The sequence below is a fragment of the Candidatus Pantoea communis genome, assembly GCF_011752685.1.
Classification (GTDB): domain Bacteria; phylum Pseudomonadota; class Gammaproteobacteria; order Enterobacterales; family Enterobacteriaceae; genus Pantoea; species Pantoea communis.
The window spans coordinates 256,015-269,954 of the sequence record NZ_VWXC01000002.1; the positions used below are offsets into that span (position 1 = coordinate 256,015).

Genomic DNA, 13,940 nt, shown 5'->3' on the forward strand with positions numbered 1-13,940 from the left:
CCATGGCAAGCTGGTATCCGCTGGTTAAACATTTCCACCTGCTGACGGTAGCGTTGACGATCAGCTTGTTTCTGCTGCGTTTTTACTGGTTAATCACCGGTTCAGCGATGCTACAGCGTCGCTGGGTGCGCATTGCGCCGCATATTAATGACACCTTTTTGCTGCTCAGTGGCGTGTGGCTGGTGGTGATCACACACTTTTATCCGTTCTCACCGCAAGGAAGCTGGCTGACGGAGAAGCTGTTAGGGGTTATTATCTACATCGCCTTAGGTTCCGTGGCATTGAGCCGTCGCCCACGCAAGATGGGGACACGTTGGATCGCTTGTCTGATTGCAATCGTAGCACTGCTGTTTGTGATTAAGCTGGCGATGACCAAAATGCCGTTATTGGGGATAGTATGACCTCGCCAGAGCTAGTTGATTACAGTGAAACACCGTTGAGTGAAGCGGTGATTGGCGCAACCTGCGCCATACGCAATGATTTTTCTGCGCCATCCGTTCAGCAACAGCTGGCGGCATTAGTTGAAGAAGCACGGGAATACGTCAGTAGCGAACAGGATGCCGACTTGCAACTGGGCAAGCTGCTTGAATTGTTTTATCGCCAGTGGGGCTTTGGTGGCGCCAGCGGCGTCTACAATTTGTCCGATGCGCTGTGGATCGATAAAGTGCTGAAGAGCCGACAGGGCACCGCCGTATCGCTGGGGGTGATTCTGTTACACATTGCCGACGAGCTGGAGCTGCCGCTGATCCCGGTGATTTTCCCCACCCAGTTGATTCTGCGTGCTGACTGGCTGGACGGTGAAATGTGGTTGATCAACCCTTTCAACGGCGAAACGCTGGATACACATACGCTGGAAGTGTGGCTGAAGGGCAATATCAGCCCGACTGCGAAGCTCTACAATGATGATCTGGATGAAGCCAAAACCATCAACGTGATGCGTAAAATGCTGGATACGTTGAAAGCGGCACTGATGGAAGAGAAGCAGATGGAACTGGCGTTAAACGTCAGCCAGGTACTGCTGCAGATTGATCCCGATGACCCGTATGAAATCCGCGATCGGGGGTTAATCTACGCTCAGCTTGAGTGTGAACATATCGCACTGACCGATTTGACCTACTTCGTTGAACAGTGTCCAGAAGATCCGGTCAGCGAAATGATTAAAGTGCAGATTCACGCAATTGAACAGAAACAGGTGACGCTGCACTAAGCGTCATCTCGACAATAAGGAAAGGGCATGACTCAGAAAGTAGTAAATATCGGCGATATCAAGGTCGCAAACGATCTGCCATTTGTTCTCTTTGGTGGCATGAACGTGCTGGAATCGCGCGACCTCGCCATGCGTATTTGCGAACACTATGTAAAAGTGACCGACAAACTCGGTATCCCTTACGTGTTCAAAGCCTCTTTTGACAAAGCTAACCGCTCTTCCATCAAATCCTACCGTGGTCCAGGTCTGGAAGAGGGCATGAAGATTTTCCAGGAGCTGAAACAGGCGTTCGGCGTGAAAATCATCACTGATGTGCATGAAGCTTCACAGGCGCAGCCGGTGGCGGATGTCGTTGATGTGATTCAGCTGCCTGCGTTCCTGGCGCGTCAGACCGATCTGGTGGAAGCGATGGCGAAAACCGGTGCAGTCATCAACGTTAAGAAACCGCAGTTCGTTAGCCCTGGCCAGATGGGTAACATTGTCGATAAATTCGCGGAAGGCGGTAACGACAAAGTAATCCTGTGCGACCGTGGCAGCAATTTCGGTTACGACAACCTGGTTGTCGATATGCTGGGCTTCAACGTGATGAAGAAGGTCACCAACAACAGCCCGGTTATCTTCGACGTGACCCACGCACTGCAGACGCGCGATCCGTTCGGCGCGGCTTCAGGTGGACGTCGCGCGCAGGTAGCTGAACTGGCTCGCGCGGGTATGGCGGTGGGTATCGCTGGTCTGTTTATTGAAGCGCACCCTGAGCCGAACAGCGCGAAATGCGACGGCCCATCCGCGCTGCCGCTGGATAAGCTGGAGCCATTCCTGGTGCAGATGAAAGCGATTGATGATCTGGTCAAGAGTTTCCCGGAACTGGATACCAGCAACTAATTGCGTTATCCAGATGTAAGAAAGGCGCCGATGGGCGCCTTTTTTTTGCTTTGAATCTGAGCGTCAGACGCTACAGCATAATTGTCAGTAAATAGCCGGCAAACAGTGCCAGATGCGCGGCGCCGTTCAGCACATTGGTACGCCCGGTTGAGAACGAAATATGGCACAAAATCAGCGCGGCACTCATGATCACCATATGTGGTGGTTCAAGACCAAATATCAGCTGCTGACCGGTCAGGGTAGCGATGATGCTGACCGCCGGCACCGTCAGAGAGATGGTGGCTAATACCGAACCAAAGAACAGGTTCATCGCACGCTGTACCTGGTTCATTAACACCGCTTTGATTGCCCCTAACCCTTCCGGCGACAGAATCAGCAACGCCACCAGGAAGCCGGTGAACTGCTCAGGTGCATTGAGTTCCGTCAGCAGATGCTCCAGCGTGTTGGCGTTCATCTTGGTCACGCTGATCACCGCGATTAGATGAATGATCAACCATACCGTATGCCACAGCGAGCTATGCGCAGAAGGCTTACCATGATGCGGATCGCCATCATCACCGTCATCCTCATGCTCATAAACAAACAGGCTCTGATGCGTTTTGGTCTGAATCAGCAGGAACACGCCGTACATGGCAGCGGAGATCGCGGCAATGATCAACGCCTGAGCCGTGGTGAAGTTACCGCCTGGCAGCGCATTCGGAAACACCAGCACCAGAATCGCCAGCGGGAAGATGGCAATCATGTACTGCTTTACGCCCGCCAGATTGACATATTGGGTGGCGAATTTGCGTCCGCCGAGCAGCAGCGCAAAACCCACCAGGCCGCCGGTGACAATCATGATGATGGAGTAGAGCGTGTCACGCATTAGCGCAGGTGCAGCATCGCCGGTGGCCATCAAGGCGGAGATCAAACTGACCTCCAGAATCACCACAGACAGGCTCAAAATCAGCGAGCCATAGGGTTCACCCAGGCGGTGTGCCAGCACGTCAGCATGACGCACCACGCTGAAAGCACTACAAAGGATGGCGACCAGCGCCAGCAGGTTGATGCCGATAATCGGCAATAATGCCGTCTGACCGCCAAAGAAGCTCAGCACCGTCAGCGCGACAATCGGGAAAATCAGTGAGTACTCGGTATGTCGGGTTTTCTCATGTGTAGCCATTCACCATCCTCTCCGGCAAAAAGAACAAAACAGGCGATCAGTGCCTGATAAATATAATGACTTTTCTGACGCAGCGCAGTGTAACTTTTCAACAGTTGTGTTTCAGGCTTTTTACGCGACTTTACTTATTCAGGTTTTTTATTCTAATCCAGCAAAAGAAGTAATTATCTACTAATAACATAGACTATTCATTTTGTTATGAATCGATAAAAGTAATTTTAAGATAAAATAATACCTGTTTTAATCTGATTTAATTGCGGTTTGTCTGGGTTTTGTGGATTTAAAAAACCTTGTGCAACTAAAGTATATGTTTGCCATTTCATTGCTTTCTTCGTCATCACTCTGTTCAAGTTATCTGCCAGGCAGCCGATGCTATTTACAAAGAATTTCCCCTTTGTGATCGGGGTCAATCTTGAAACTTTTGTTAAAAATGCATTAATGTCTTCTCTTAAGTCGACGCAACGCGTGTTGCCTGTAAGACATCATCTTTGAGGAGCCGAACCGACAGGATGTCAGCGCAGTAGAGGAGGTCGCATTGTTAACCCGGGAATTTCTTTTAAAAGCGGATTGTAAAACATCATTTGGCGATATCGACGAAGCGCTGCTGTGGAGCTGTGAAAAGCGTGCCGCGTCACTCGCTGCCACACTGGCTTGTCGCCCTGACCAAAGCCCGGTGTGGATTTTTGGCTATGGCTCCCTGATGTGGAACCCGGTTTTTGAGGCGGAAGAAGTAGCTTCCGGACGACTCGAAGGCTGGCATCGTGCTTTCTGTCTGCGTCTGACCGCCGGCAGAGGAACGGTATCGACGCCCGGTCGTATGCTGGCGCTAAAAGAAGGCGGTTCAACCAGCGGTCTGGCTTTCCGTTTACCCGAAGCGCGGCTGCATGACGAGCTGGAGCTGCTGTGGAAGCGCGAGATGATCACCGGCTGTTATCTGCCAACCTGGTGCGAACTGGAACTGGAAGATGCTCGTAAAGTGACGGCGTTGGTATTCATCATGGATCCGCGTCACCCGCTGTATGAAGCAGACTCCTGTCGCAGCACCATCGCACCGTTGATTGCCCAGGCCAGCGGACCATTGGGCACCAATGCTCAGTATCTCTACTCCCTCGAACAGGAGTTGGGTAAACGCGGCATGCAGGAAGATGCGTTGACGCGTCTGGCCGCTGAGGTGAGGGCGCTGCAGCAGTCTGCAGCGCGTTAACTACTGTTTAACCGGATTAATCAGCCAGGTTCCGGGTTTGTCAATGGTCAGTGATTGGCTCATTACCTGGCTGCCATTTTGCACTTCAATTCGATAACTCCCCGCCGCCAGATTGAGTGAAGCAAAGCCGCTGCTGGTGGGTTTCACGTCCTTCGCTTCGCCGTTAAGCAGCACTTTCTCTCCCTCCTGCAAGCGCAGATAGACGGTTGCCATACCTGACGCGCTGGCTGCTGCACTCTGACTCGCCACCGGCGCTGACGCAGAAGGTGTAGCGGCGATCGAAGCGGTTTCACTGTGGCGATTCGTTTTCCACACCACCACCACCACGGCCAGAATGGCAATGGCAGCGGCGGCGACCAGACCAGGCGAAAGGCGACGCACGTTGCGTGGCGTGACAGGTTCAATCGCCGCCGCTGCATGATTCACCGCCATTACCTGTGGTTCAGGCACCGGAGCGGCGACGGGCTCAGGCGCTGGAGCTGGAGCTGGAGCTTCAACCGCCACCGGGAAGGTGGTGACCAGTGCTTCAACATCGCTCACCGGCAAATCAATCAGGCTGGCAAACGCATCAATGCTTTGTGGGCGATCGCCGGGTTTCATTGCCAGCGCACAGTCGATGGCATGCAGTAGCGGCAGGGAATAGCCTGCTGGCTTGCGTTCAACCAGTGGCTGATAGTTATCCTCGATGCAGCGCACCACGCTAACCGGAGGCGCATGGCCGGTAATCAGATTGTGCAGCACCGCGCCAAGCGCATAGATATCGGTCCACGGACCTTGCTCAACTTCACCCTCTTCGCTGTATTGCTCAATCGGGGCAAAGCCAGGCTTCAGCATGATCTCGGTTTCATCGGAGAGATTGCCGATCTCCTTCCGCGCTGAGCCAAAATCGAGTAACACCGGCAGCTGATTTTCCTGGATTTGGATGTTATCCAGCGAAATATCACGGTGCAGATAACCGGCGGTATGGATGGTATTAATTGCGCCAAACAGCGGCGGTAACAGCCGACGAATCCAGGACTCATCGATACTGTCCGGGCTGGTGACCTGCCACTCTTTTAATGTCATCCCGCTGTAGTAGAGCGTGCCCATGTAGGCGGTGCCATTCTCTTCCCAGAAGCGCAACACGTGCAGCAGGCCGGGATGATTAAAACGTGCGAGCAAACGGGCTTCCTGAATGAAGCTGTTACGTCCGGCGTTGAATAGTTTCTGGAAGCGCTCGCCACGCAACTCCAGCGACAGGTCAGCGGCACGCACCGCCAGTGAAACCGGCATGTACTCTTTGATGGCGATGGTGCGTTCCAGTTGATGGTCCCAGGCACGGTAAACGATGCCAAAGCCGCCGCCGCCAATCACTTCCTTGATTTCAAATTCATTAAACCGGTAACCCGCAGGCAGGGCATTCGGTGTGTGGTTTTCGTTTGCCGACATAGTGAACTCTCTGAACACGTCCTGTAGCGCCTGCCAGTCTGTTGACGTCAGGCGACGACCGCTAATTAATTAATGTTACGCCAGGCACCAATCGCCGGATCGGCAAGATCCGCATGCAGGGTGTCAATCAGTAACACAGTCACTTTTTGCTGTGGCATAAACTGCGACGACCAAACGCCGCGTAAGGTTTCAACCCGACTCTTCACCGTGTCACTGTCTTGACCTGCTGTCTTATCCATTTTAATCAGCAGATTGCCGGTGAAGCGCCACACATGTTGCTGGCTATCGAACGGCAGCACTAACCAACTCTCTTCGGCGTCCGGACGCGTCACGATCATGCGCTGTTTGTTCACCGCCACCACTTCCAGTGCCGGGCCGCTGAGCTTGAGGTTGGCAATGGGATAGCCCTGATAGAAATTCACCGCCAGCGAGCGGGTTTTGTCACCACTCATCAGCGTTAATTCACTCGGGCCTTCAAGCCAGCCATCCGTGGAGCAGTGCTGCTGCGGGTTATCCGGAATAAATAGCGAGTCGCCGTTTTCGTCCCAGGAGGTGCGGAAATGACAACCCGCTGGTAGGGTGAAGTGCTGCAATGGGGTGCTGTCTGCCGGGCGTGAGAGATCCAGCGGGGCGGCATTGCTGGCACTGGCACTGGCGGTCGCATCGTTAATCACGATGGGTCGCCAGTTCTGTAATTTTGCTGCGCTGCCGTTGGCCAGCACGCTGCCGTCTTTGTTGGTCATCTGCCACGGGATTTCATCCAGCGTGCCGCATTGATTCGCCAGCAGCGTGCCAACGCGCGGCAGGAAGCTGGTCAGAATGCTGGAATCAGTGCTTTTGCCGGAAACAATACGCAACGGCAAGGTCTCTTTGCACCAGTCGTTGGGTGAATTGCTGGCCACATTATCGATATAGACTTCAAGCGACAGACTCGGCGAATAGACCACACGATAATCATCAGCTTGCGCATTTAGAGCCAGCAACAGGGTCGCTAAGCCCGGCAACCACACTTTCATAAGGGTCCTTGGGATCAATAACGTGTCGGCAGAAAACGTGCCGCATCAGCCTGGGAATAAAGCAGCGTCGCTTCCTGCGGTTCGCCAATCCAGATGGCCAGAGCGCTGAGATTGTCGCTTTTTACACTGCGGTTAACGGCTTGTTCCATCAAAGTCAGCCACTCTTCGCAGGCATTGACCATGCGCAGGGCTTGTTCCATCTCGTGAGTGGTCAGATTGAGCCAGAACCCGTCGGTGCAGACGAGAAACGCATCGCCATCCGTCAATGAAATCACTTCACTAAAGGTGGCTGGACGTGCAGGCTCAACGCCGAGCGCATTATAGAGTAAATTACTGTTAATTCCGGTATTTTCATAGCCTGCTTCGCGCAGTTGCTGGGCCAGACTATGGTCACGCGTCACTTGACTCAACACCCCATGACGGAAGTGATAAACCCGGCTGTCACCAGCATGCGCCCACCATGCACGCTGTGTCTCGCGGTCAATAAACAGCGCGGCCAGCGTGGTGCTCATGCGAGCATATTTCGGATTTTTTCCCTGCGCCTCATGCAACACCTGCTGGCAGTGCTCAATCGCTGCACGAGTGCTCTCGGGCGTGAACGTCGGGCTGTTGTGTAACTGAGTCAGCAGCGTATCCCGCACGATTTGCGCCGCTTTATCACCGCCAGGCAAACCGGCCACGCCATCGCAAACCAGAAAGCAGGCTTTGTGCTCATCCAGCTCGGCTCCGGTGCGATCCTGGTTTTCATCGCGCATTCCCTGCTGGCAACGGCTGGCAAACATCATTTTCATGCGTCTTCGGTCCGGGTCTGGGAATCTTTATATTGATTCACTTCCATGTCATACGCATGCAGGAACGCTTCACCAAACAGGGTATGGAAGTCATCTTCAATTTCACCGGCAGTGCGCTGATAGTGGCGTGAAAAGTAATCCCACAAGGCCGCTTTACGCCCGCCGTTAAACGGTAGCTTAGGCAACACGCCATCTTTACGTGCTTCCTCTTCCAGCCGTTGCGGATTGAAGGATTGCAGCATCGCCGCGATGATCGCGCGTATGCCAGCGATCATACCCAGCTGATGCGCCTGCAAATCCACCAGTGCATCGCGCACTGCCGCTTCTGGCGGCATAAAACCGGGCATCTGGCTCTGATAAATCTGCATCAATACCGTCTTACCCGAAGGTAAAATTTTAAACGGATTGTTGGCCTCATTGAGGATCATCGTCATATCGGCTTTCACGCCGCGCTTGAGGATCGAACGGGAAGAGAGCAGGGCAACAGTGCCTTGCGAGAACAGGCTCAGCATGCGGCCGGTCACGCGCATCTGCTCTTCGGTGATCGTCGTGTGATGGCCATTGTTCAATCCCATGCCCTCCAGCAGCGCGGCCAGCAGCTTGTCCTGATCTGCATGCGGCAACGTGGCGGGAGCCGAAGGGGCATCACTTTGTGGATCAATACCCAGGCGTGGGTCAGTCAGGCGCTCCGGACGCGCCGCAGTGGGTTCCGGCACCCTGTCGAATGCCTGCTGCATACCGAGAGGATCGGCAGCGCTGTCCGCGAAGAACGTGAGCGGGTCATCATGCTGGGTGCTCTGGCAGGCAGGATCGCGCACCTCAAGGCCATAATCGCCGATTTGCAGTGCATCACCATGCTGTAATTGCACTTGTGAACCGCGCTGTAGCGCCACGCCGTTCAATACCACCGAGGTCACGCTGCCCTGATTGGTCAGGCGGCACTCACCTTCCGGGGAGATATGCACCAGCGCCTGCAAGCGTGAAATGGCGCGCGATTCGTCAGGCAGTACCAGATCGTTATCCTGACTGCGGCCAATGGTTCCCCCTGGCGGTTTAAAAGCAACCGTCTTTGCTGGCACATCCGTATTGCACTGCACAATGGTAAATTGCATGAGTCATCCTGTTAACAAGGAAAACGCTGCGGCTCATTCAAACATGGGTGGATAGAGGCCGTTGCGTCCCGGCTGTGCACCTGCCGCCGGGTTAAACAGTAACGCAAAAAGTTGCGCGGTGAGCGGCCCACTGTGTTTATGTGTGGCGTGGGCAAAACCGTCACTGCGATTACTCCACCAGTAGCTAATATGCTGCTGGGGATCAAATTTATCCGCCACTTCACGCCAGCTCAGCGTGCAGGGCAGATCATCAAAACCAATCACATCCATAATATCGCTGCGCTGATTATCCGGGACCATCAGCGGCGTGACGCGTTGCATCTGCTGCTCCAGCGCATCGGGGTTCAGCCGGTCACGCACGCCGCGCAGTAGCAGCGCGCCCAACTCCTGAAACCAGTCGCCCGACATGGCCAGCTGAGCGCTGTGCCAGTGGCTGAGCGGAAAACTCCGCAAAGCCAACAGCGGCCAGCTGCGCCCCACGCGATCGCACGAGGGCAGCAGGCAGCCCATCTGCACCTGCTGACGTAGCGGCGACAGCGGCAGAACAAAATTCCAGACAGGTGCGCGCAGAAACAGCTGAGTGGAGGCATCGGGTTGCTGATGCCAGTGCATGAGCCCCTGTTGAAACCAATGGCTCCAGGGCGTCACGGTATTCTCACTCAGGCGCTGGCGCAGGAAATCGCCGGTGGCCGGCAATTTGCCGTACCAACCCGGCGCGGTGTGCGTCGCCATGGTTACCTCACCATTACTCACTGTGTCCGGTCAATCGCTGCGAAACCCGCTGTGGTGCAATCGCCAGCGAACTGCCATTCGCACCGGCAATTTTCAGATTTTCTGCAAGCTTGCGCATCATTAGTGCGTTATCTCGCGCATAAGGCGACGACTGAATCTGCTGATCCAGAAGCTGGCTAAGATGCCAGTCAAGCTGTTGCAAATCCCGGGCGCTGACATCATCTGGCAGATTGCGTTGAAGATTCTGCATCAGCCAGGCACGCAGGAATTCGCCGTCATAATTGCGCGGTTGATACAACATCTGATAGGCACGCAGCGCATTGCGGCTGTATTCATTGTCGTTACCGGGGTCATCACGCAGCAAATTGGTGATTTGCTGGGCCACGCGCGGTAACAGTAGAGACTTAAGCGCATTTTGATAAAGCACCCATGCCGCATCGCTTACCTGGTTGCCACGATAGAGACCCACGCGCATGCTAAGCGGTGGATTGTCGAGGGAAAAGCGCTCCGACAACGGCAGCTTCACCAGGTTATTTAAGAAGGGTAGCAGATCAAAGATATTATCGGCTGGCTGATGAATCACCTGCTGACTCTGACGAGTCATTGGCTCAATACGCTCAGCGACCTGGTTAAGATATTGCTGGTTCTGGACATAGCTGGCCAACCATAAACCGGAGAGCAAAAGCAATGCGCCAGTGAGCGCACCGTAGCCAATCCAGTGGAACAGGCGGTTGCGGTACTCCCAATGGCGGTTACTGCCCGCTAAGCCACTTTCGCGGAACACCAGATCGCTCAGCAGGTCGCGGATAAAGAAACTCTGGCCTTTATTGCCGGGGATGGGGTTATTACGGGTGACGCTATCCCAGGTGGCGAGGCTACTTTCACCGGTATGTGGCAATTGAAGCTTACGGTTGAGTTCGCCCATGATGCGATCAAACGGTAAGCCTTCCTGAGTCCCGCTGGTAAAGAATAAGCCGCGCGCTGACCAGGCAATCTCATCCTCATGGCGCGAGAACACCACATCCAGGTACTCATTCAGCAACGGCCTTAACGAGCTGAACTCCTGTGGGAACAGGAAACAGTCAGCACGCAGGGTGAGATCGCGTTCATTCGCCATCACCGTGGGTAGTTGCTGCTGCAGGCGCTGTTCCAAACGCTGATATTGCTGGCTAAAACTGTTATGCCAGTCATCTTTGTGCGGTTTGCCCGGTTCCCAGGGGAAGGTGAAACCCCAGATGGCGTCGCGCTGCGGTTTGCTCAGGCCTTCGTTAAAGCTTAAAAACCCTTTAAGCAGATCGGTCTTGGTCACCATCACATACACCGGGAAATGGATACCGGTTTGCTGGTGTAACTCCTGCATGCGGCTACGTAACGCGCTGGCCTGAGCGTGACGTGCTTCCGCGGAATCGGTGAGCAGATCGGCAACGCTAATGGTCATGATCACCCCGTTGATCGGCTGGCGGGTGCGATAGCGTTTCAGCAGGTTAATGAAACTCTGCCACTCGGCGCCGTCGCGTGCACGCTGGCTCTCCTGCAGGGCATATCGCCCTGCGGTATCGATCAACACCGCGCTGTCGGTAAACCACCAGTCGCAGTGACGCGTACCGCCGACGCCGCGAATCGCCGCTTTGCCAAGGCTATCGGTCAGTGGAAACTCCAGTCCGGCATTGAGCAGGGCGGTGGTTTTGCCCGCGCCGGGCGCCCCAATCATCACATACCAGGGAAGTTGGTAGAGATAGTGGCTCTGAAAGCGGGCCAACCAGTTCTGTTGATGACGTCGACCAAACTGTGTGCGTTTCAGGCGCAGCGCTGCTTCACTGAAGCGCTGAGCCAGCAGCGTATCAGTGGCCTGACGATCGGACAGCTCTTCGTGACTCATCTCCTGCAAACGGTTGAGGAGTTTACTGTTAAACCAGCCGCGCCAGATCGCCGGGATAAACTGGAACAGCACCCAGCAGAAGAACAGCAAACCGACCAGCAGTTGACGAGGAAACACCGGCTCTAGCGGGCGGGTGTCTCCCCAACTCCACAGCGGGCCGAGCATCCACAGCACACAGCTTAAGGCAGTGACACCAATCAGGCTCCACAGCAGGCGGTGGGTTAACAGATGTTGCAGCGATGCGCGCATCACTCACCTCCTGGATGATTGCCAAGGGTTTCCGGTGCGGCAAACAGGGTGATCTCCACACGGCGGTTGCGCGCGCGGTTTTCATTGCTGTCATTTGGCAGCAGCGGATTACTGTCGCCGCGGCCTTCCGCTTTCACACTGTGCCCTTCCGCCAGTTGCGGGTTTAGCAACTGGGTCACGGCGCGTGCGCGCGCAAAGGAAAATTCATAGCTTGAGGCAAAACGCCCATCCACCGGGCTGTTATCGGTATACACCGACACCAGTACCGTGCCTTTAACGGTTTTCATGGCGCTGGCAACGTGCGCCAACAGCGCGCGACCAACCTGATTGACCACGGTACCGTCAGGGGAGAAGAGTTTATCGGCAGGAATGATCACTTTACTGCCAAAGGCGCCATCGCTGACTTCAAGTTGACCGGCGGCGATCACATCATTCAAACGCTGATGCAAATCCAGCAATGCCTGCGGTGAGGTAGGGCGACGGCCGGGCATAATTTGTGGCAGCGGTGTTTGATAGATGGCGCGCAGCAGCGGCTCGGCCGCATTGCCCAGCCGCCAGTTCAGGCCGCTGTAAATCAGGCAGGCAATCAGGGCCGCTAACATCGCACAGGCCCATAGCGGCACCATCGGACGGGTTAAGCGGCTGACCAGGGGATGCACTTCCACCAGCGGCACGGCCGGGTTCGTGGTCGACGGGCGCGTTTCCTGGATCAGTTGAGCGAGACGTTTACGAATCCCTTCACACTGTGCACGGCCAGCATCGCTGCCGCGATAACGTCCTTCATAGCCCAGCAACAGACAGTAATGAATCAGCTCCAGCAACCACAGGTGTTGCTGCGGGCTTTGCGAGACGCGGGAAAGCAGCTGAAACACTTTTTCGCCGCCCCAGCTTTCATTATGGAAAGTGACCAGCATGCCGTTCCCTGACCACACACCGCGCGTACCCCATGGAGTTTGTGCGGCGGCTTCATCCAGTACGCTGCATAAACAGTAGCGCGCACCAATAATCATCTCAAACGGCAAACCGGCTTGCTTGCAGCGATGTTCGAATTGGCGGATCTCTTCAATGAGTAACTGGCGTAAACCGGCGGGATCGTCATGCGTAGCAGCCTGCCGTATACGGACAACGGCATTCAATATCGGTGCTGCGGCATTAAGCAAAAGGTTATCGTTGCCCGCGACAATGCCATCGCGGACAACAGAATCCTGGGTCATTAAATATCTTTTTTCCTGGCAATGGCGCTAGGGAGCGTCCACAGAGTGCGACCTTGCTGTGGACAATCTGCGCCATATTGCATTATCAGTCTAGGATCCAGGTCGCGGTATCGTTGGTGCGGCAAGCCTTGCTGGCACCGCCAACGGCCACGCAGACCTGTTTAGTACGGCGGGGACGTGGACGGTCGCTGCGCAGGGTGGCGTCATAACGGCTACTTTCAACCCCGGCTTTCGGCGGGATGTAACCAATCAGCTGTCCATTGGGTTCATCGGCAATGGCTAACCAACTGTGTTCGACACGTCCCAGTACTTCAAATGGTTTAGCGTTATCGAGATAACGAACGACCTTGCCGCCATAATCTGGCGTGGTCATCACCGACGCCGCATACAGTGCGCGGAAACTCTCATTAACCGGCGTGAATTCGCCTGGCGCTGCCACCGCATGACGGTGAACCAGCTTGACGCCATTTACCTCACTGGTGACCAGGGTGTCATCAGTCATCGGCGGTGGTGGCGCTTTACAACCCGCCAACGTCAATACTGCCAGCAGAGTGAGCAACAGACTCTTATTCACCATGAACCTCAAATTTCATCAGATTAGCTGCAGATTAATATGTGGCACACGCATTTAAGGCGGGCAGAGTATGCAGCGGGAAAGCCATCAAAAAACAGTCAGATTACAGAAAGATAGTACTGTGCTCAGTCTACCTAAGACTTTTGAGAATTCAATCCATTGCATAGCGAGAAAACCCGTGCTACCGGGCGAAAACAGCGCATATCAGGGGGATAAAAAACCTGTGCCTTTAGTGATAGATAAGCTGAATTTACTTATTTAGTCGTGTAAGTGTGTGACGCAGGCGATAAAGCCGAAGTGCCGTAGAAAGATGTCTTGTCATTGATAAGTGTTCTTAATCTTTCCTTAAGGTTAAAAAAAGATTGCGCAGGTAAACAATTTTCTTACTTTCGGAATTTCCGTGCACACTTCCGCCCTATCTAAAGTCAGTACGGCACAGCTTTTGCTTAAGACTCATACTTTTTTTACTTACGGTGTTGTGACCAAACTT

13 protein-coding genes are annotated in these 13,940 nt (G+C 54.4%); 4 read left to right on the forward strand and 9 right to left on the reverse strand.

What is annotated here, in order from left to right:
* Positions 1 to 2 precede the first annotated feature (2 nt).
* From F3J37_RS05295 to kdsA, 3 genes are read left to right on the forward strand one after another with little or no spacing between them, the layout of a single operon-like run.
* Positions 3 to 401, forward strand: a complete 399-nt coding sequence (locus tag F3J37_RS05295) for a SirB2 family protein (protein WP_166932251.1) — start codon at positions 3 to 5, stop codon at positions 399 to 401.
* The gene (gene sirB1 / locus F3J37_RS05300; protein WP_034824266.1) at positions 398 to 1,207 is read left to right on the forward strand and encodes an invasion regulator SirB1; all 810 of its coding nucleotides are present in this window, start codon (positions 398 to 400) and stop codon (positions 1,205 to 1,207) included. Before F3J37_RS05295 ends, sirB1 begins: the two co-directional genes overlap by 4 nt.
* A gap of 27 nt (positions 1,208 to 1,234) precedes the next feature.
* Positions 1,235 to 2,089, forward strand: a complete 855-nt coding sequence (gene kdsA / locus F3J37_RS05305; protein ID WP_034824264.1) for a 3-deoxy-8-phosphooctulonate synthase — start codon at positions 1,235 to 1,237, stop codon at positions 2,087 to 2,089.
* Between the two features lie 70 nt (positions 2,090 to 2,159).
* Here kdsA and chaA read toward each other — a convergent pair whose 3' ends face one another.
* Positions 2,160 to 3,251, reverse strand: coding sequence for a sodium-potassium/proton antiporter ChaA (chaA, locus tag F3J37_RS05310; RefSeq protein WP_097116833.1), 1,092 nt, complete (start codon positions 3,249 to 3,251; stop codon positions 2,160 to 2,162).
* A gap of 535 nt (positions 3,252 to 3,786) precedes the next feature.
* Here chaA and F3J37_RS05315 point away from each other — a divergent pair.
* Positions 3,787 to 4,455 (forward strand): gamma-glutamylcyclotransferase, encoded by a 669-nt coding sequence (locus F3J37_RS05315; RefSeq protein WP_034824260.1) that lies wholly within the window; start codon positions 3,787 to 3,789, stop codon positions 4,453 to 4,455.
* Here the strand turns inward: F3J37_RS05315 and F3J37_RS05320 are convergent, their stop codons facing one another.
* The 8 genes from F3J37_RS05320 to F3J37_RS05355 all read right to left on the reverse strand — a co-directional run bounded on the left by F3J37_RS05320 (position 4,456) and on the right by F3J37_RS05355 (position 13,453).
* Complete coding sequence (locus F3J37_RS05320) at positions 4,456 to 5,883, reverse strand: serine/threonine protein kinase (protein WP_166932253.1); 1,428 nt, start codon at positions 5,881 to 5,883, stop codon at positions 4,456 to 4,458. It abuts the gene before it with no gap.
* Between the two features lie 65 nt (positions 5,884 to 5,948).
* Positions 5,949 to 6,899 carry a hypothetical protein gene (locus F3J37_RS05325; RefSeq protein ID WP_034824256.1) on the reverse strand — a complete coding sequence of 317 codons (951 nt, stop codon included), beginning with the start codon at positions 6,897 to 6,899 and terminating at the stop codon, positions 5,949 to 5,951.
* Positions 6,900 to 6,913: 14 nt separating this feature from the next.
* Complete coding sequence (locus F3J37_RS05330) at positions 6,914 to 7,690, reverse strand: PP2C family protein-serine/threonine phosphatase (protein WP_166932254.1); 777 nt, start codon at positions 7,688 to 7,690, stop codon at positions 6,914 to 6,916.
* Positions 7,687 to 8,802, reverse strand: a complete 1,116-nt coding sequence (gene tagH / locus F3J37_RS05335; protein WP_058960208.1) for a type VI secretion system-associated FHA domain protein TagH — start codon at positions 8,800 to 8,802, stop codon at positions 7,687 to 7,689. The genes F3J37_RS05330 and tagH overlap by 4 nt, the downstream gene beginning before the upstream one ends.
* Before the next feature lie 33 nt (positions 8,803 to 8,835).
* The gene (gene tagF, locus F3J37_RS05340) at positions 8,836 to 9,534 is read right to left on the reverse strand and encodes a type VI secretion system-associated protein TagF (RefSeq protein WP_166932256.1); all 699 of its coding nucleotides are present in this window, start codon (positions 9,532 to 9,534) and stop codon (positions 8,836 to 8,838) included.
* A 13-nt stretch (positions 9,535 to 9,547) separates the two neighbouring features.
* Entirely contained in the window at positions 9,548 to 11,662 is a 2,115-nt protein-coding gene (gene tssM / locus F3J37_RS05345) for a type VI secretion system membrane subunit TssM (RefSeq protein WP_034828607.1), read from the reverse strand.
* Positions 11,662 to 12,876, reverse strand: a complete 1,215-nt coding sequence (icmH, locus tag F3J37_RS05350) for a type IVB secretion system protein IcmH/DotU (protein ID WP_058960205.1) — start codon at positions 12,874 to 12,876, stop codon at positions 11,662 to 11,664. The genes tssM and icmH overlap by 1 nt, the downstream gene beginning before the upstream one ends.
* A gap of 85 nt (positions 12,877 to 12,961) precedes the next feature.
* The gene (locus tag F3J37_RS05355) at positions 12,962 to 13,453 is read right to left on the reverse strand and encodes an SH3 domain-containing protein (protein WP_182058605.1); all 492 of its coding nucleotides are present in this window, start codon (positions 13,451 to 13,453) and stop codon (positions 12,962 to 12,964) included.
* Between the last annotated feature and the right edge of the window lie 487 nt (positions 13,454 to 13,940).